General features: G+C 43.9%; 16 protein-coding genes. 8 read left to right on the top strand and 8 right to left on the bottom strand.

What is annotated here, in order from left to right; translation table 11 throughout:
• Positions 1 to 479: 479 nt before the first annotated feature.
• Positions 480 to 1,253: an ABC transporter substrate-binding protein gene (locus BCU75_RS01320; RefSeq protein WP_076679097.1), complete on the bottom strand. Its 774-nt coding sequence runs from the start codon at positions 1,251 to 1,253 to the stop codon at positions 480 to 482.
• A gap of 10 nt (positions 1,254 to 1,263) precedes the next feature.
• The gene (hisC, locus tag BCU75_RS01315; RefSeq protein WP_102472727.1) at positions 1,264 to 2,406 is read right to left on the bottom strand and encodes a histidinol-phosphate transaminase; all 1,143 of its coding nucleotides are present in this window, start codon (positions 2,404 to 2,406) and stop codon (positions 1,264 to 1,266) included.
• A gap of 180 nt (positions 2,407 to 2,586) precedes the next feature.
• Between hisC and BCU75_RS01310 the strand changes: the two genes are divergently transcribed.
• From BCU75_RS01310 to BCU75_RS01285, 6 genes are all read left to right on the top strand, one after another.
• Positions 2,587 to 3,519: a LysR substrate-binding domain-containing protein gene (locus BCU75_RS01310; protein ID WP_102472726.1), complete on the top strand. Its 933-nt coding sequence runs from the start codon at positions 2,587 to 2,589 to the stop codon at positions 3,517 to 3,519.
• 245 nt (positions 3,520 to 3,764) lie between these two features.
• A complete protein-coding gene (locus tag BCU75_RS01305; protein ID WP_102472725.1) occupies positions 3,765 to 4,013 on the top strand; it encodes a hypothetical protein in 249 nt (82 codons plus the stop codon).
• 146 nt (positions 4,014 to 4,159) lie between these two features.
• Positions 4,160 to 4,762 (top strand): septation protein A, encoded by a 603-nt coding sequence (locus BCU75_RS01300; RefSeq protein WP_076678946.1) that lies wholly within the window; start codon positions 4,160 to 4,162, stop codon positions 4,760 to 4,762.
• A gap of 195 nt (positions 4,763 to 4,957) precedes the next feature.
• A complete protein-coding gene (yciA, locus tag BCU75_RS01295) occupies positions 4,958 to 5,356 on the top strand; it encodes an acyl-CoA thioester hydrolase YciA (protein ID WP_010438001.1) in 399 nt (132 codons plus the stop codon).
• A gap of 195 nt (positions 5,357 to 5,551) precedes the next feature.
• Positions 5,552 to 5,848, top strand: coding sequence for a YciI family protein (locus BCU75_RS01290; RefSeq protein ID WP_004741234.1), 297 nt, complete (start codon positions 5,552 to 5,554; stop codon positions 5,846 to 5,848).
• A gap of 1 nt (position 5,849) precedes the next feature.
• Positions 5,850 to 6,245, top strand: a complete 396-nt coding sequence (locus tag BCU75_RS01285; RefSeq protein ID WP_102472724.1) for a GspS/AspS pilotin family protein — start codon at positions 5,850 to 5,852, stop codon at positions 6,243 to 6,245.
• An 85-nt stretch (positions 6,246 to 6,330) separates the two neighbouring features.
• Here the strand turns inward: BCU75_RS01285 and metE are convergent, their stop codons facing one another.
• A complete protein-coding gene (gene metE / locus BCU75_RS01280; RefSeq protein ID WP_102472723.1) occupies positions 6,331 to 8,697 on the bottom strand; it encodes a 5-methyltetrahydropteroyltriglutamate--homocysteine S-methyltransferase in 2,367 nt (788 codons plus the stop codon).
• A 278-nt stretch (positions 8,698 to 8,975) separates the two neighbouring features.
• Between metE and BCU75_RS01275 the strand changes: the two genes are divergently transcribed.
• On the top strand, positions 8,976 to 9,887 hold the full coding sequence (locus tag BCU75_RS01275; protein ID WP_017111000.1) for a LysR substrate-binding domain-containing protein: 912 nt from the start codon (positions 8,976 to 8,978) through the stop codon (positions 9,885 to 9,887).
• Between the two features lie 223 nt (positions 9,888 to 10,110).
• Here the strand turns inward: BCU75_RS01275 and BCU75_RS01265 are convergent, their stop codons facing one another.
• Entirely contained in the window at positions 10,111 to 10,311 is a 201-nt protein-coding gene (locus BCU75_RS01265) for a DUF4250 domain-containing protein (RefSeq protein ID WP_017076390.1), read from the bottom strand.
• Positions 10,312 to 10,443: 132 nt separating this feature from the next.
• Complete coding sequence (locus tag BCU75_RS01260; RefSeq protein ID WP_076678949.1) at positions 10,444 to 11,124, bottom strand: hypothetical protein; 681 nt, start codon at positions 11,122 to 11,124, stop codon at positions 10,444 to 10,446.
• Positions 11,125 to 11,454: 330 nt separating this feature from the next.
• Here BCU75_RS01260 and BCU75_RS01255 point away from each other — a divergent pair, with 330 nt between their 5' ends.
• Positions 11,455 to 13,761, top strand: coding sequence for a YgiQ family radical SAM protein (locus tag BCU75_RS01255; RefSeq protein ID WP_241905339.1), 2,307 nt, complete (start codon positions 11,455 to 11,457; stop codon positions 13,759 to 13,761).
• Between the two features lie 124 nt (positions 13,762 to 13,885).
• Here BCU75_RS01255 and BCU75_RS01250 read toward each other — a convergent pair whose 3' ends face one another.
• Genes BCU75_RS01250 through BCU75_RS01240 form a run of 3 tightly spaced genes read right to left on the bottom strand, consistent with a single transcriptional unit; the run spans position 13,886 to position 16,828 of the window.
• Positions 13,886 to 14,338, bottom strand: coding sequence for a GtrA family protein (locus BCU75_RS01250; protein WP_102472721.1), 453 nt, complete (start codon positions 14,336 to 14,338; stop codon positions 13,886 to 13,888).
• Positions 14,325 to 15,812 carry an ArnT family glycosyltransferase gene (locus BCU75_RS01245; protein WP_102472720.1) on the bottom strand — a complete coding sequence of 496 codons (1,488 nt, stop codon included), beginning with the start codon at positions 15,810 to 15,812 and terminating at the stop codon, positions 14,325 to 14,327. Before BCU75_RS01245 ends, BCU75_RS01250 begins: the two co-directional genes overlap by 14 nt.
• On the bottom strand, positions 15,809 to 16,828 hold the full coding sequence (locus tag BCU75_RS01240; RefSeq protein WP_102464336.1) for a glycosyltransferase family 2 protein: 1,020 nt from the start codon (positions 16,826 to 16,828) through the stop codon (positions 15,809 to 15,811). The genes BCU75_RS01245 and BCU75_RS01240 overlap by 4 nt, the downstream gene beginning before the upstream one ends.
• Positions 16,829 to 16,872: the final 44 nt, after the last annotated feature.

The following is a 16,872-nucleotide window of genomic DNA, read 5'->3' as shown; positions in this document are numbered from 1 at the left end:
ATCAAACTTGTTATATGAGACCGCAAGCTCGATCGTAAAACGACCTAATTTCACAATAATTTTTGATTTTCGTTGTTTTTTGAAGCAGACCAAAAAAAAGACTTAGTTACAAATAGCACAATAGCTTTGTGTTATTTTAAGACTTTATTTGTACGAATTATCTAGAGGTATGGCATAAGTTGGAAAGGTTTCTAACTAGAAACAAGCTGGTTAGATCTAGCTTGAAATAGAAAATCAGTTGAAGATTAAGCTGAAAAGTACTGATTTAAACTTGCTGTTCAAGCCAGAGTTAGCATTCCGTAACAGAGCAGCAGAAGACGTCTTGTCATGTTTAGCTATCCATATTTGGCCATATAGATAGAATAAAAAATCCGAGAGCTAACTTGCCCTCGGATTAAGTTCTCACAGAAAAGGTTTCAATCAACTGAAACCACCCTATTCATTATGTAGTATCTAAAAGAAAGCTGTCTCATTTGTCGCTATAAATCACTGCCATAAATATCAAACGTAAAGTACTTAGCCGCAATTTTGTCATAAGTACCGTTCGCTCTGATCTCTTCAATCGCAACATTGAATTGTTTAGCCAGTTTTGAATCCTGCTTTCTTAGTGCTAACGCCGTACCTTCACCAATGTAGGCTTTGTCGGTTACTGCTTTACCTTTAAATTCAAAGCCCTCACCTTCTTTCTTGTCTAAGAAAGCCAATGACAGTTGATCTGAGTTGCCGAAGGTTAGATCTAGACGGCCGTTTTGGAGATCCAGATAAACTTCATCTTGGCCAGTGTAACGCTTGATGTTTGCGACATCGCCAAACTTGTCGGTCACGTAACGATCGTGAATCGTTCCTTGTTGTACCCCAATGGTTTTACCATCAAGACCTTGCTTATCAATATCAAACTTTGCACTTTTAGCGGCAACAAATACAGCAGGTGTTTGGTAGTACTTATCGGTGAACAAGATTTTGCTTTTACGTTCTTCGGTAATACGCATCGACGCCATAATCACGTCTGACTTTCTTGCTAACAAGCTAGGAATTAATGAATCCCAGCTTTGTGAAACCCAAGTACACTCTAGTTTAGCTTGATCACACAGTGCATCAGCTATCTCAATATCAAACCCGACAGGCACACCGTCACTGTTTTTATAGTTGAATGGCGGATACGTAAAGTCTGACGCCAAACGGATTTCTTTCGCCTGTACCGTTGTACCAAGTAAAGCGGCCGCACAAGCGAGTCCTAGTATTATCTTTTTCATCATTGCCATCCTAGATATGATCTTTATCGAGTTGAGATTGAGTTTCTTTATGTTGAGATTGTTGAATTTGTTTGTCTTGCTGATTCTTTCTTATTTCGGTTTGGTAGCGTGAAAGCGACGCTATCACTTCCGCCATACTCTCTTGGCTACCAATACTGATTCGAACGCAGTTACGTAAAGCCGGTTCGTGATTTTGGTTCCTGGTCACAATGCCATCCTTCGCCAATACACCGAACACTTCATGACCCGATTTTTGACGTAGTAAAATGAAGTTGGTCGATGACGGATAAACATGTTCAACGAAGTCGAACTGCATTAACTCCGCAGCAAACTGATTACGAATCTCTACCAGTTTAGCGGTCGCCTGTTTCATCACGGCAACACGCTCATCAGATAAAGCTTCTAACACAATCTGAGAAGAGCAATCTGGCATTGGGTATGGGGGAATCAGCTTAGATACGTATTGCATCACGTTAGGGCTAGCCAAAATAAAGCCACAACGTACGGCTGCGAGTCCAAACGCTTTAGATAAAGTACGAATAACGACGAGATGCGGATAACGCTCAATAAGGCTCACAGCCGATGTTTGAGGTTCAAATTCAATATACGCTTCATCGACCACGACTAGCGATTTGCCCACGGTTCCTTCCAGTACCTCAATAAGGTCAGCTTTTGGAATTACGTTGCCCGTTGGGTTGTTTGGTGAACAAAGAAAGACAAGATTAACCAGTTCAGACTTCTGCACAATATCACCGATATCAAGGCTAAAATCTTCCTGCAACGGAGAATCCAAGATATCGATCGCCAATGAATCGGCACAAAACTCATACATTGCGTAAGTTGGGGAACAAATGAGGATTTTGTCTTGTGCTGGTTTGCAAAAGGTTCTGATCAGCAAATCAATCGCTTCATCTGCTCCTCGAACGGCAACAGTCGCGGCATCAGTGCCGCAGTAATCTTGGTAAGCCTTAGCAATATCTTGTGGTAAGAAGTCTGGGTATCGGTTGTAGCTTATTTCTCCTTGAAACAGCGAGCTTTCCAATTCGTTGGCGTTTAGCCAGACACGACCATCGCCGCCAATTCTTCTTGCCGATTGATAAGGTATTAATTTTTTTACAGCCTGTGGCACTAAGCTATCAATAAAAGATGTCAAGAAGCTATCCCTTTCATGTAATTACGATTCCTTCACCACTGCCTTCATATTCAAAATATGTGGCTTATACACATATTGAATCAAAAATGATGATTAAGTATTTACATTCAAACAGAACACTATTGATAAATGAATCGAAATAATCACATAATAGCCATGATAAAAAGTCATAGGTAAAGTATGAATAAAACTCTCCCTTCAACAAAAACACTGCTCGCGTTCTTGTCTACAGCTAAACACCTCAACTTTACACGTGCAGCACATGAGCTCAATGTCACGCAAGGTGCGGTAAGCCGTCAAGTGCTGTCGTTTGAAGAAAGTCTCGGGTGCGATCTTTTCTACCGACATGCTCGCGGGTTGTCATTAACACCCAAGGGAGAAGAACTGGTTCCGCTGATTCAAGATACCATCCAACAACTGCAATCGGCGTTAAATCAAGTTGCAAGCTCTCCATCGAAGATCAAACTCAACGCACCAAGTTGTATCACCTCTTGGCTATTGCCTAAGCTGATGTCATTTCAACAAGCCTTTCCTGAAATTGATGTAGAGTTGACCTCAACCATTAAGCACGTTTTTGAACCAAGCTTTGATCCGTTCGACGCCGTAATCACCTATGGTAAGAAACCAAACCAACAATCGATTGTTAGCCAGTTATTGTTCAACGAGCAGCTGGCTCCGGTCTGCCAAGCGCAAAGTATTATGCAGAGCCATCTTGTAGGTGACGCGTCGACCATCATCAAGCCACATAAGCTCGCTCAATACACTTGGCTACACGCAAACAATGAGCAGAGTGATTGGCGACTTTGGTTAGAGCACATAGGAAGTCATGACCTTTCAAGTAAGAACAATCAACAATTTGCGACACTCGATCAAGCGATGAATGCCGCAATACAAGGTTTTGGGATTGCGATAGGCGACATCACTCTCGCTAAGCAAGACATCGACTTAGGGAGATTGGTTAAGGTGAGTGAAGGAAGCATATTTTCGGGCAACGGTTATTTTTTACTGCAGCCTAAAAACCGTCAAAACCCTTCCCTATCAACATTGGTTGACTGGCTTGTTGACTCACGGCCTATAACAATTGCCCATTCAGAAGCATCAAGGCCCAAGTAGCTAGTCATAATGAGAATTTTACGATTCTCAAAATAAAACTATTTTACGTTAGCTTCGTATTGGTATTTAGAGATCAGAACGGACGTTCCTTTTAACTATTTGAAAAGAAGTTCAATTCTATTTGGTAGGGAAATTGTTCTGTTCAATTCGAGAAAATGGCATTCGAATTGCTTTGTCATAGATAACCCAACCAATATACAGCAGGTTGCAAAGATGTAACTGCAACTTGTCACGGAGGATAGGCTATGACCTTACAAAGACATACATATTACGGCTTAATTCACCACGGAATCAAAACCTTGTTAATGGACAGAATTGGTCACTTCACAGAGCGTGAATATCACGAGTACCTTGACCTAACGACAGGCAAATCGACATGTTTTGCCATGAGCGAACAAGAACTCGAAAACACCTTGGACAGCTTAAAGAGCGAAGGTTACCTTGAAGATATCAAGAAGCTGATACCTCGTTACCAAACCGCATCAATGCGATAACGTGGTTCAACTCAATGATGAAAAGCTCCGACTCGTTAAAGCGATTAGATGAAATTAATTAGCACCCAATTGTCTCGGGCTATTTAGCATCGAGACAGTTTTCGTTAGACTGTCTGCAACTCAACTAACTGGATAGTCAGTGCCACATGAAGCAAATCCTTGATTTCATTCCTCTCATTATTTTCTTTGCGCTTTACAAGATGTATGACATCTACACAGCGACAGGTGCATTGATTGTTGCTTCCGCAGTACAAATCGTTTTGACGTACATCATCTACAAGAAAGTAGAGAAAATGCAGATCATTACATTTCTGATGGTTGCCGTATTTGGTGGCATGACCATCTTCTTGCATGACGATAATTTCATTAAGTGGAAAGTGACCATAGTTTATGCGCTATTTGCTATCGGCCTGACAGTCAGTCACCTAATGGGCAAATCAGCGATTAAAGGCATGTTGGGTAAAGAGATCTCTCTTCCTGAAACTGTATGGGGCAAGATCAACTGGGCTTGGACTCTGTTCTTCACATTGTGTGCTATCCTCAATGTTTACGTTGCTTTCAACCTGCCATTAGATGTGTGGGTCAACTTCAAAGTATTCGGCCTTCTCATCGCAACCTTTGCATTTACCTTGCTTACGGGTGTTTATATCTATAAACATTTACCAAAAGACCAGCTTCAATCAAAAGACCAAACTCAACAAAACGATAAGCAACAAGAGCTCTCAGGTAAAAATACCGACGAGAAGTAACCCTTAGGGATGAGTCCTGATCCCCTTTTTGATACAATTATTACCAATATGCTATTTAACAGTGGCCAATGATACTCGTGATCATTGGCCACTGATTGTTTGTGTTCGGTGAATACGTTAAAAATACGACCACCGCGAGTCCCGCAAACACATCTATTTAAATTTAAAACAATCAATACCATTAAGAGTACAACAATGACTATTCAATCAACTTTGAACCCGATTGGTTCTTTACTTCTTCGCACTTTGGCGATGCCCTCTGATACCAATGCAGCAGGCCAGATTTTCGGTGGTTGGATAATGTCTCAACTCGACCTTGCTGGCGGCATACTGGCAAAAGAGATCTCTAACGGCAAGATTGTCACTGTTTCAGTATCGAGTATCGAGTTCAAACAACCGGTTTCAGTAGGTGATGTGGTGTGTGTTTATGGAGACTGCACTAAAATTGGCCGTAGCTCGATGAACATCGATCTAGAAGTATGGGTTAAACCTGTACTTGATCACGGCATCGGGGATCGTTACAAGGTGTGTGGTGCAACATTTAACTACGTTGCTGTAGACGAAGGCGGTAAACCTCGTCCAATTAACAAATAGTACTTTTCACCAAGCTGTTAATGTAGATGGTCTTTAGTTTCAGTGAATGAAATCGCTAAAGACCATACTGCTCTCCCGCACCATTTCACAATTTCTTATCATTAGCTCTTCCAATACCAATTAGTTCGCGTAAATTAGCAAGATAGCGAATTTAAACGCCCTCAATTTAGTGAAGTAAAATAAGGATATCTCAATATGTGGTACGTGATTTTTTCTCAAGACGTCGAAAATTCATTAGAAAAACGCCTAAGTGTTCGCCCACAGCATCTAGAACGCCTACAAACACTTCACGATGAAGGTCGACTTCTAACAGCAGGCCCAATGCCAGCTATCGATTCAGATAACCCTGGTGAAGCGGGTTTCACAGGTTCTACTGTGATCGCTGAGTTCAACTCTTTAGAAGACGCGCAAGCATGGGCTGACGCAGACCCGTACATTGATGCTGGCGTCTACCAAAACGTCATTGTAAAACCATTCAAGAAAGTATTTTAACGTGAAAAAATGGATTATTGGCTCACTGGCAGCGGTTCTGCTTGCAGGCTGTGCTTCAAGCGAGCAAGACAAACAAAGACAACTTGAAATGATGGCACAACACCGTGCTGGCGTTTTATCTGCAGGCCTGCCGATTGAGTATGGCCCACTGTCAGTCATGCGTGTACTTGCGAAAAACACCGTGATTGAGATCATGATGATCTACAACCAAGATGCAAAAGGTGCTAAGCCTTTAAACCGAGTTGTAGATATGAGTGTGAATAGCTACTGCACCAACTCAGAAGTAAGAGCAAACCTAGACATGGGCTTGGCTTACAACATCAAGATTCGCAATACACGCGGACAATTGATGGTTGAGAAGCTGATCAGCAAAGATACTTGCCAAAGCAGCAGCTAGATTCGAACAAACATCAAGCAGAAAGGCCTCGCATTTGCGAGGCCTTTGTTTTTTGAGAGTAATAAAACCCTAACGTTAGCTAAGCTTAAACTCCTGCCGACTCCCACTCTTTACGCAGTGTCTTAGTGGCCGAAACTAAGTTAGTTAGTGCCGCTTCTGTCTCTGCCCAGTTACGAGTCTTTAATCCACAATCTGGGTTTGCCCACAAACGTTCTGCTGGGATTTTTTCTGCCGCTTTCTTAAGTAAATCCACAATCCACTCTTCTGAAGGAATGTTTGGCGAGTGAATATCGTAAACACCGGGGCCAATCGCATTCGGGTAGTTGAACTCTTCAAATGCTTTGAGCAGTTCCATGTTCGAACGAGAGGTCTCAATGGTGATCACATCGGCATCTAGCGCAGCCACTGAATCAATGATCTCGTTGAACTCGCTGTAACACATGTGTGTGTGGATCTGAGTCTCTGGCTTGGCACTCGCGGCTGAAATCTTAAAAGCATCCACTGCCCACTCTAAGTATTCTGCATGGTCACGTTTTTTCAGCGGCAAGCCTTCGCGAATTGCAGGCTCATCGATTTGAATAATGTTGATCCCTGCGTCTTGTAAATCCGACACCTCATCGCGCAGCGCAAACGCCAATTGGTTGGTGATCTCTTTACGTGAGATATCTTCACGCGGAAATGTCCAACACAAGATAGTCACTGGCCCAGTAAGCATTCCTTTCATCTGCTTTGACGTCAGAGATTGAGCATAGGTAGACCATTCCACCGTCATCGGTTTTTCACGCTCAATATCCGCAACCACGATTGCTGGTTTCACGCAGCGAGAGCCATAACTTTGTACCCAGCCAAACTTAGTCGTTTGGAAGCCGGCTAGGTTTTCTGCAAAGTATTCCACCATGTCATTACGCTCAGCTTCACCATGCACAAGCACATCTAAATCAAGGGCTTCCTGACGTTTGACCGCATCCGCGATATGACCTTTTAGTGCGTTGGTGTATTCCACTTCACTCAATTGACCAGTGCGGTAAGCACTACGCTGAACTCGGATCTCACCTGTTTGTGGGAATGAACCGATCGTTGTGGTTGGTAACAACGGTAAGCCGAGAACTTCAGACTGATGCGCCGCACGTTCTGCATAAGGCGCACTTCGCTCTGCTAACGCTTTAGTGATGGTATTAAGGCGCTCTTGTACCTGAGGCTTATTCACATGAGTCGCACTCTTACGAGCAGCAATTGGTTGGCTGTACGTCTCACACGCTAAAATGGCATTATGATCGCCATCTAACGCAGCCCCCAATAAACTCACCTCGGTGACTTTCTGTTTAGCGAAGGCAAACCAACTCTTCACTTCTTCGCTGAGCGAGTCTTCTAATTCAAGATCAACCGGGCTGTGCAGCAGTGAACATGAACTTGCCACCCACAGTTTGTCTCCTAGCTTCTCTTTCACTGGCTGTAATCGCTCCAGTTGCGTGGCCAAATCAGCACGCCACACATTGCGACCGTTAATCGCCCCTGCAGAAAGTACCCAATCTTCCGGTAACTTATTTACCACTTCATCAAGTTGCTGCGGTGCTGCAGCCAAGTCGATGTGTAAGCCGTTGACAGGCAGTTCTACGATTTTATCTAGCGTGTCAGTCACCGAATCAAAGTAAGTGGTAAGCAGCAGTTTTACATCGCCTTGAATCACTTGATAAGCCAGTTTGAATGAATCTACCCACTTAGTTTCAAGTTCCAGAGAGAGAATGGGTTCATCGATTTGAACCCACTCAACACCCAGCTTGGCGAGTTTTGCCAAAATCGCTTGGTAAGCGGTAAGAAGACGTGGAAGTAGAGATAAGCGGTCAAAGTCCTTTTCTACTTCTTTGCCTAAGTACAAGTAAGAGAGTGGTCCAAGAAGTACAGGTTTAACTTTGTGTCCTGCTTTTATCGCTTCGTTCACTTCATCAAACAGTTGCGGCCAACTTACTTCAAAAGAGTCATCTTTGCTGAACTCAGGAACAATGTAGTGATAATTGGTGTTGAACCACTTAGTCATGTCAGAAGCCGCTGAGCTGTCTTTTGTGCCACTTTCCAAACCATGTTGACCACCACAACAGGTTGGCTGCGTTTGAGATTGTATTTGAGTTTGAGATTGACCGCGCCCCACACGGAACAAGGTATCTAAATCTGGGAAAGCTTTTTCATCTTCAGAACCACCAGCATGGCGCTTTGGCACGTGGCCTAGAAGTAGAGTCGTCGTCAGAACATGGTCGTACCATGCGAAGTCACCCGCAGTTGCAAAGCTAAGATTCGCGTCGGTTTGTACATTCCAGTTACGCTTTCTTAGCTCGCTGCCGAGCTGCTTAAGCTCTGATTGGTTAATCTCACCGCGCCAGTATTTTTCTAGTGTAAATTTAAGTTCGCGTTTTTCACCAATGCGTGGGTAACCAAGAATATGAGTTGTTGTCGTCATGAGTCTGTTCCTTATTCGATAATTTTAATTTCCGGTCAGACTGCCTGTGATGATTGTATTTTTTACAAAGGCGTCTGGATGGCTAAACTATCGCCTTAATCCGATCTATGAACAACGTCCAAATATTCATCTTGTTTATTAATAATATTCATCTTGAATCATCCAAAGATGAACAGTTTAAATCCATCTGGACATCTAGACGTTTACAAGAGAGCAAAAACACCGTAGGGTGATTATTAAGAAATATTGAATTGGCTTAGGGAATATGAGGAATACTCATGATAGAGCTTAAACACCTTCGAACATTGACCACCTTAAGAGACAGCGGATCGCTTACCGCAACTGCGACTTCTCTTCATCTGACTCAGTCGGCGCTTTCGCATCAATTGAAAGACCTTGAGGCTCGTATTGGCGGTCAGCTTTTCCTGCGTAAAACTAGGCCCGTAAAATTCACCTCTGAGGGTGAGATCTTGCTTAAGCTCGCAGATGAGATACAACCACGAATCGCCAAAGCAGAGAACGAACTCGCGAGCCTGAAAGAGGATGTGAATGGTCGATTGCACATGGCGATCGAATGTCACTCCTGCTTCCAATGGTTAATGCCCGCTTTAAAGGAGTACCAAGTTGCTTGGCCAAGCGTGACGCTCGACTTTTCATCAGGCTTTGGTTTTGAACCTTTACCAGCTTTGATGGCTGGGGAACTCGATTTGGTGATCACATCAGACATTCAGCCGCGTTCAGAGGTCCATTACGAACCGCTCTTTGATTTTGAAATGCGTTTAATCACCGCTATTAACTCCCCTTTGGCGGAAAAGCCAAGCATCGATCCGCAAGATCTTAGCGATATCACGATGCTCTCTTATCCAGTTCAAAAGCAGCGTCTTGATGTTGTGAAGCACTTTTTGCAGCCGGCAGGCGTAGAGCCTAAAAAATGGAAACAGGCAGACAACACATTAATGTTGGTACAAATGGTATCGGCGGGTTTAGGTGTTGCAGCCTTACCAAACTGGGCGATCAGTGAGTTTTCAAGACAAGGGTTAATCGCCAGTAAACCACTGGGCAACGGGCTTTCAAGAAGACTGTTTGCAGCAGTAAGAAATTCAGAAAAAGACAAACGTTACCTGCAAGCTTTCTTTAGCACAGCAAGACAACAGAGTAAGAGTCATCTAGATGGGATTGAGGTCGTTTAAGAGATTCTCTATGAGGTTAATTCAAGTCTGAGTGAAGACTGAGTGAAGACTGATAGATAAACGCCAGAAACAAAAAAGTCACAGATAATCTGTGACTTTTTTCTTTTAGCTTTAGTACCGGCAATGGCTGTACTTGTATATTCACGATACTGGCTCACAGTCGATACCTGACTCACTCTCGATAACCAAGTCACAATCGACAGAAGATGCGCCAGTTTGCTGCTTATCTTGGATAAGACTTAAACTGGTTAGTTAATGGATCGTATTGATAACCAAGCATATCGAGCTTACCGACGACACTTTCTATATCCATTTCATACATGCTGACCAACTCTTCAAAACTATCGCATTCCAAACGAAGTTTTTCGTTGACGATCCCGAGCAAGATAATGCTATCGAAACCTTTGACGTTGCTTAAATCCATCCCGAACTCCTAACGAACACACCGACTAGATTTAAGTTTAGAACGCTTACCAATGCCATGCCAAAAAACTGATCACACTTCTTAATGAGAGTACGTGATTAATGAGAATGCGTGATTAATAAAAGTACGTAATTAAAGTGCCCAAACTGGCGTTAAACCAACAGCCGCGGCCAATAACATCAACAATGAAATCGTCAGCTGAAGCTTTTCAGGCGTTTTAACGAACAGTAGATGCCAACACCACACCACGATAGATGAGATAAGCAAAGCAAAGCTAAACAGCAGAGTTGAAATCACAGGCTCTAATTGAGCTTCAGAAAGGGAGTAAACATTAACGACCGTCGCCAGTACCACTAACATACCTGTTAACACACCCACAACAGGCAGAACGCGGTGAAATGCTTGTAAGCGCGTTCTTGCGATAGTCAGCAGTAAATGTCCGAAAGAAGCACCCAGTAAAGCTACCAGCAATACAGTTGCGATCATACCTACGGGATTTACCTGTTCGCTTGCTTGGATAGCGACGTATGACAGCGCCAAACCACACGCAAGATACATCACCCAGATAGGGCCAGAGTCACGTGTCTTCTTAGTTTGAACTTGAGAATAGAAGTAAAAGATAGCGAATACGATCAGAAACGCTTCAATTCTTAATGAAGCAACAGCGAGCCAAAGCACGCCAATCGCAGGTAACATCTTGTGAATACGGCCACGTTGGCCAGGGCAAATATCACCTTTCACTAAGATTAAAGTTAAGATCAGTTGGGCTCCTAATAGCATGGGAGCAAATTGTACTAATAATGATTCGACCATTGTGGATCTACTTGTTCAGACTTATTTTCGCGAATAATATCAAAAACTGGTGCGAACACTAATCAAAATCACAAATTAGCGACGTTATTCAAGGCTTCAACTATGCTGTTGTATGGCTCTTTAATCACTTTTAATCGTAATATAGCGAAAGACACCAGAACTAACAGGGGCATGTTCTACTGGCTAGTCTAGCCTCATGCCGCTATAATTCCCGCCTCAAAAATCAGAGGTTGAAATATGTACAGCGATATCACTCCTATTCACGAACACAAAAAATACTGGGCCGAGTGCTACGGAACAGCACCCTTTTTGCCTACCAGTAGAAAGGAGATGGATGCTCTTGGATGGGATAGCTGTGACATTATTATTGTAACTGGTGATGCTTATGTCGATCACCCGAGCTTTGGTATGGCTATCATTGGCCGTTTGCTTGAAGCTCAAGGTTTCCGCGTGGGCATCATTGCCCAACCAAAGTGGGACAGTAAAGATGCCTTCATGGAACTGGGTCAACCTAACCTATTCTTCGGCATCACAGCGGGTAACATGGATTCCATGATCAACCGCTACACCTCTGATCGCAAACTTCGTCATGACGATGCCTACACACCAAACAATGAAGGTGGTAAGCGTCCTGACCGCGCAACTCTGATTTATTCTCAACGTTGTCGTGAAGCTTATAAAGGCACACCAATCGTTCTTGGTGGTATTGAAGCGAGCTTACGCCGCGTTGCGCATTACGACTACTGGTCTGATAAAGTTCGTCGCTCTGTATTGTTTGATGCAAAAGCAGACATTCTTCTTTTCGGTAACGCTGAGCGTGCACTGGTTGAAGTCGCACACCGAATTGCCGACGGCGAAGATATGTCAACGCTGACAAATATTCGCGGTACTGCAATCAACCTGCCTGCAGCGCCTGAAGGTTACAAAATTATCGATTCTTCTCGTATCGAAAAACCGAACAAAGCCTACGTTCCGGTTAACCCGTACGAAGTAGAAACGCAGTGTGATACCAAGAAAGATGAAAAAGAAGAAGTAAAGGCGCAGCCAATTACTATTCGCCCTTCTCGTCACGATGCGAAAACAACCGCTGTTCGTATTCCTGGTTTCGAAAAGTTAAATAATGACCGTATTCTTTACGCTCACGCTAGCCGTATTCTGCACCTAGAGACCAACCCGTATTCAGGTCGTGCTCTTATTCAACGTCACGGTGACCGCGAGCTATGGGTAAACCAAGCGCCAATTCCTCTTGCAACTGAAGAGATGGATTATGTGTTTGGTCTTGCTTACAAGCGTGTTCCTCACCCTATGTATGGCAAAGCAAAGATTCCCGCATACGACATGATTAAGACTTCGGTTAACATCATGCGTGGTTGTTTTGGTGGTTGTTCATTCTGTTCAATCACAGAGCACGAAGGTCGTATAATCCAGAACCGTTCGAAAGAATCGATCTTGGATGAAATCGAAGACATTAAAGATAAAGTACCTGGCTTTACCGGTACCATTTCTGACTTGGGTGGCCCAACGGCGAACATGTATCGCCTAGGTTGTTCTGATCCTAAAGCTGAAATTAACTGTCGTCGCCCATCATGTGTGTTCCCTAAAATCTGTGAAAAACTGAACACAGACCACCAGCACACCATTGACCTTTATCGCTCAGCGAGAAAAGTTCCGGGCATCAAGAAAGTGATGATCGCATCAGGCGTTCGTTATGACCTTGCGATTGAATCTCCAGAATACGTACGTGAACTTGTGACTCACCACGTTGGTGGTTACTTGAAGATTGCTCCAGAGCACACTGAAAAAGGTCCTCTGGATCTGATGATGAAACCGGGCATGGGCACTTACGATCGTTTCAAAGAGATGTTCGAAAAGTACAGCGCTGAAGCGGGTAAGAAACAGTACCTAATTCCTTACTTCATCTCTGCTCACCCGGGCACGGAAGATGAAGACATGCTTAACCTTGCGTTGTGGCTAAAAAAGCATAACTACGAGTGTGACCAAGTACAGAACTTCTACCCATCGCCAATGTGTAATGCAACGTCGATGTACTACTCAGAGACTAACCCTCTAAAACGCGTGAAATACAAAAAACGTGAAGATGTTCCAGTGCCTAAAGGCGATCGTCAACGTCGTCTGCATAAAGCATTGCTTCGTTACCACGATCCTGAAAACTGGAAGATCATCCGTGAAGCGCTGATCAGCATGGGCAAAAAGCACCTAATTGGTGACAAAATAAACTGCCTAGTGCCAGAAGAAGATTTTGAAGCTCAGACACCAGCACAGCGTCGTAAGTCTGGTCGTCACGGCTCACAACGCTTTGCAACTAAGCACAGTAAAGCTCAACCGGGTCTTGGCGGCGAAAGCCCACGTAACCATTCTAAGCCGGGTGGCAATAAGCCTAAACCGGGTGGTAAAAAGCCAACAGGTAGCCAAAGCAACGGCAATCAGGGCAACGGAAAGCAGAACAGCAATGGTAATAAACCAGCGACTGGCTTCATCAAAAAAGCACCTGCTAGTCAGCAATCGCAAGGCAACGGTGGCGGAAATGGCAAGCCCAACCGCAACAAAGCGGGCAATGGTCAAGGTGGTAAACCTGCGGGTAACGGAAAGAATCGCCAACGCGCAACACAGCGTTAATATAGCGACTTCATTTACTTGGTCATCATAAAAATACAAAGCGCAGCTATTTAGCTGCGCTTTTTTGCACCTGTTACTAATGAGCTACCCAAAGGTTTCACTTGGTTATGTGATTACAGGAATTCTAACGGGTAAAGACCCAATATTGACTAAACAGATAGTTAGTGACCATACCCACCAAGATACCAACCGCCATGGCAATAAATACAACACCAGTAAACACTGGCAGTAATTCCGTCATCAACTTAAAGCACAGTAAATTAGGTACCGCTGATATCGACGCTGAGAACATGAACTTTTGCCACTGAATCAGTTTTTCAGACCAATTACCCTGCCCTTTGAACTCAAAGGTCAGCACTCGATTGCCAAACCACGTTGTCGTTGCAGCAGCAATGAAGGAACCAATTCGCGCAGTCATTAAAGGCAACCCAATAACGTAATGGAGCAATGTAAAAACTAAGCAATCAACAACAAACCCGCCAACACCAACCATAGCAAACCGAACCATCTTGTGATGGGACTGAAGCCTTTGGCTTTGTGTCTGAATCATTCGCAGCCCTGAGTTAACGCTGAACATCACTTTCACTTCGAGTATGACTCAACGACAAATTTGGTTTGATGTTTTGGCTATGACAGCTGAATAAGTCGCGCTTTATTGTGACTGTCGGTTCCAAAATACACGTTAACGCGTTGTCTTTAATCTTGGTTTCTACTTCCGCTCTTTTACCAATCAGATAGAACTTATCAATGCCATCAAGCTGTTCGATATCAAGTAGTCTTTTTGCTTGCCCATGGCTATAAAACTGCCCTGAGAATGGTCGTTTACCCACGTAAAAGCTTGGCGCAGAATCCGTAATTTGTTCGAAGATAATACGGTCACTTTTCTCGTTCGCTTTACCGAGATTCAGGTAGACCATCGCAATCATTAGCAGCACAGGTAGAACCAAAGCCACGCTCGAAAACCACTTCTTATCTTTTTCCACTACGAGCATAGCAATCAACAAGCCAAGGGCCGGAATACCTGGCAGGACGTAAGCTGGGAGAATATTGCCCGCCATAGTGAAAAGAATCAGAGGTGAAATCAACCAGCACATTAGGAATGAAAACAAGCCATGATTTTCATTATTAATTTCTGTAATTTTCTGGCGTCGAGTAAACGCCAAAATAGGCAACACAATCGACCATGGCGCAGCCGCTTGAAGCCAAAACAGCCAAATCATGCCTCTCGCCTGGTCATGGGCTGAACCGTATAAATCGCCCTCCCAACCACTCACAACAAAACGTTTAAAGTGTTCACCAACAATAAAGTAATCAATAAAACCCGGTGTTGCCATTTCGGCCATGATGTACCAAGGCAAGGCAATCGCCAGCATTACACCTAAACCAGACAACAATGGAAAGCGTTGCCAAAGCACTTTAAAAGCGCCAAAAAAGCCATGTTGTAATACTAACCAAGGGAAAACTGCGATACCCATAATCACAATCGCTACAGGCCCTTTTGCAAGCAAGCCTAGTGCTAGTCCAATGAAACCGACATAGCCCCAAACTCTATTGGGTTTCGAACTTCCTTCTCTTTCCCTATCCTCTCCTCCTAGCCAACATAGGTAAAAACCCAGCATCGCAATAGTCATGGCTAACGTTAATGCCATGTCTGTCATGACGGCACCCGCCGCGACAGAGAAAATACTGCATGTCGCTAATACAACCGCAGCGACCAAGGCACTTTGACCCGTTCGCTTAGCCATGTAAGCAACCAACAAAATTGTCGCGAAACCAGCTAACCAATGCGGAGCACGCACAGCAAACTCACTCAAGCCGAACAACTCAATGCCAACTGCACTCATCCATGTGAACAACGGTGGCTTGCCCCAGAAAGGAATACCGTAATCAAACTGTGGGGTTAACCAATTACCAGTTTCCACCATCAAACGAGCCATCTCCCCGTAGCGTGCTTCTGTGGTGTCCATTAATGGATACGTCGCTAAAGATAAGAGCCTTAGAACCAGTGCAAAAGCCAACAAATACCATAGGTGCGTTCTGTTCAGGCTCATGCTGACTCCTCTAATTTAAAATGTGTTTTCAATGCAGGAGTATCGACGACCGATTGGATCAGATACAGAGGACGATTCTTGGTTTCAATGAAAATACGACCTATGTACTCCCCCATTAAACCAATGCTCAGAAGTTGAATGCCGCCTAGGGCAAGTTGCACCACCATCATTGACGGGTAGCCCGTGATAGGCTCGCCAAACATCATGGTTTTGAATACGATGAAGACGCCATACACAAAAGCAGTAAGAGCCACTAAACCCCCAATGGCCGTCGCAATACGCAGTGGTCGGATAGAGAATGATGTGATGCCATCCATCGCCAAACCGATAAGCTTTAGGTAGTTCCACTTGGTTTCACCACAAAAGCGAGCATCTCGCTTAAATTGGATCATCGTTTGTCTGAAACCCGGCCAAGAAAATATGCCTTTCATGTAGCGGTTACGTTCTGGAAGCTGATTAATATGGTCGACAACTTCTCGGCTTAACAATCGAAAATCACCGACATTTTCGGGAACATCAATCTTCGCAGCTACGTTCATGACTTTGTAAAAACTTGCGGCTGAAAACTTCTTAAACCACGTCTCACCGTCACGTTGACTGCGCTGCATATTGACCACATCATAACCTTCACGCCATTTGGCAATCATTTGCGGGATAAGCTCAGGCGGGTCTTGTAAGTCGGCATCGAGCAGAATAACCGCTTGTCCACGGCAGTGCTCAAGACCTGCACTCATCGCTGATTCTTTACCAAAGTTACGGCTTAAACCAATAACAGAAATTGAGCTGTTGATTGAAGTAAATGAACTCACCAACTCCAAGCTGCTGTCTTTGCTGCCGTCGTCGACATAAACGATTTCATTGGTGATGGGCAAGCTATCAAGCACTTTAGTAAGGCGAGAGTGGAATTCTTCCAGTACTTCTTGTTCATCGTAAAAAGGCACAATGATAGACAGAGAAACCGCAGGGTTGATCTGCGATGTAGATATCTTAGGGCGGCTTATATGGAGTTCAGACATAACACGTTCTTCTATTTTTTTAATCTGAAGCCAATCTACCCTCC

It is taken from the genome of Vibrio splendidus (genome assembly GCF_002873455.1).
GTDB classification, from domain to species: Bacteria; Pseudomonadota; Gammaproteobacteria; order Enterobacterales; family Vibrionaceae; genus Vibrio; species Vibrio splendidus_J.
Note: the sequence above shows the minus strand (reverse complement) of the source record. Positions and strands in the feature narration are given on the sequence as shown.

What these genes read in the sequence shown, in the direction of transcription:
- BCU75_RS01320 (WP_076679097.1), bottom strand. Translation starts at nt 1,253, where the DNA reads ATGAAAAAGATAATACTAGGACTCGCTTGTGCGGCCGCTTTACTTGGT.
- BCU75_RS01310 (WP_102472726.1), top strand. Translation starts at nt 2,587, where the DNA reads ATGAATAAAACTCTCCCTTCAACAAAAACACTGCTCGCGTTCTTGTCT.
- BCU75_RS01305 (WP_102472725.1), top strand. Translation starts at nt 3,765, where the DNA reads ATGACCTTACAAAGACATACATATTACGGCTTAATTCACCACGGAATC.
- BCU75_RS01300 (WP_076678946.1), top strand. Translation starts at nt 4,160, where the DNA reads ATGAAGCAAATCCTTGATTTCATTCCTCTCATTATTTTCTTTGCGCTT.
- yciA (WP_010438001.1), top strand. Translation starts at nt 4,958, where the DNA reads ATGACTATTCAATCAACTTTGAACCCGATTGGTTCTTTACTTCTTCGC.
- BCU75_RS01290 (WP_004741234.1), top strand. Translation starts at nt 5,552, where the DNA reads ATGTGGTACGTGATTTTTTCTCAAGACGTCGAAAATTCATTAGAAAAA.
- metE (WP_102472723.1), bottom strand. Translation starts at nt 8,697, where the DNA reads ATGACGACAACAACTCATATTCTTGGTTACCCACGCATTGGTGAAAAA.
- BCU75_RS01275 (WP_017111000.1), top strand. Translation starts at nt 8,976, where the DNA reads ATGATAGAGCTTAAACACCTTCGAACATTGACCACCTTAAGAGACAGC.
- BCU75_RS01265 (WP_017076390.1), bottom strand. Translation starts at nt 10,311, where the DNA reads ATGGATTTAAGCAACGTCAAAGGTTTCGATAGCATTATCTTGCTCGGG.
- BCU75_RS01260 (WP_076678949.1), bottom strand. Translation starts at nt 11,124, where the DNA reads ATGGTCGAATCATTATTAGTACAATTTGCTCCCATGCTATTAGGAGCC.
- BCU75_RS01255 (WP_241905339.1), top strand. Translation starts at nt 11,455, where the DNA reads ATGGATGCTCTTGGATGGGATAGCTGTGACATTATTATTGTAACTGGT.
- BCU75_RS01250 (WP_102472721.1), bottom strand. Translation starts at nt 14,338, where the DNA reads ATGTTCAGCGTTAACTCAGGGCTGCGAATGATTCAGACACAAAGCCAA.
- BCU75_RS01245 (WP_102472720.1), bottom strand. Translation starts at nt 15,812, where the DNA reads ATGAGCCTGAACAGAACGCACCTATGGTATTTGTTGGCTTTTGCACTG.
- BCU75_RS01240 (WP_102464336.1), bottom strand. Translation starts at nt 16,828, where the DNA reads ATGTCTGAACTCCATATAAGCCGCCCTAAGATATCTACATCGCAGATC.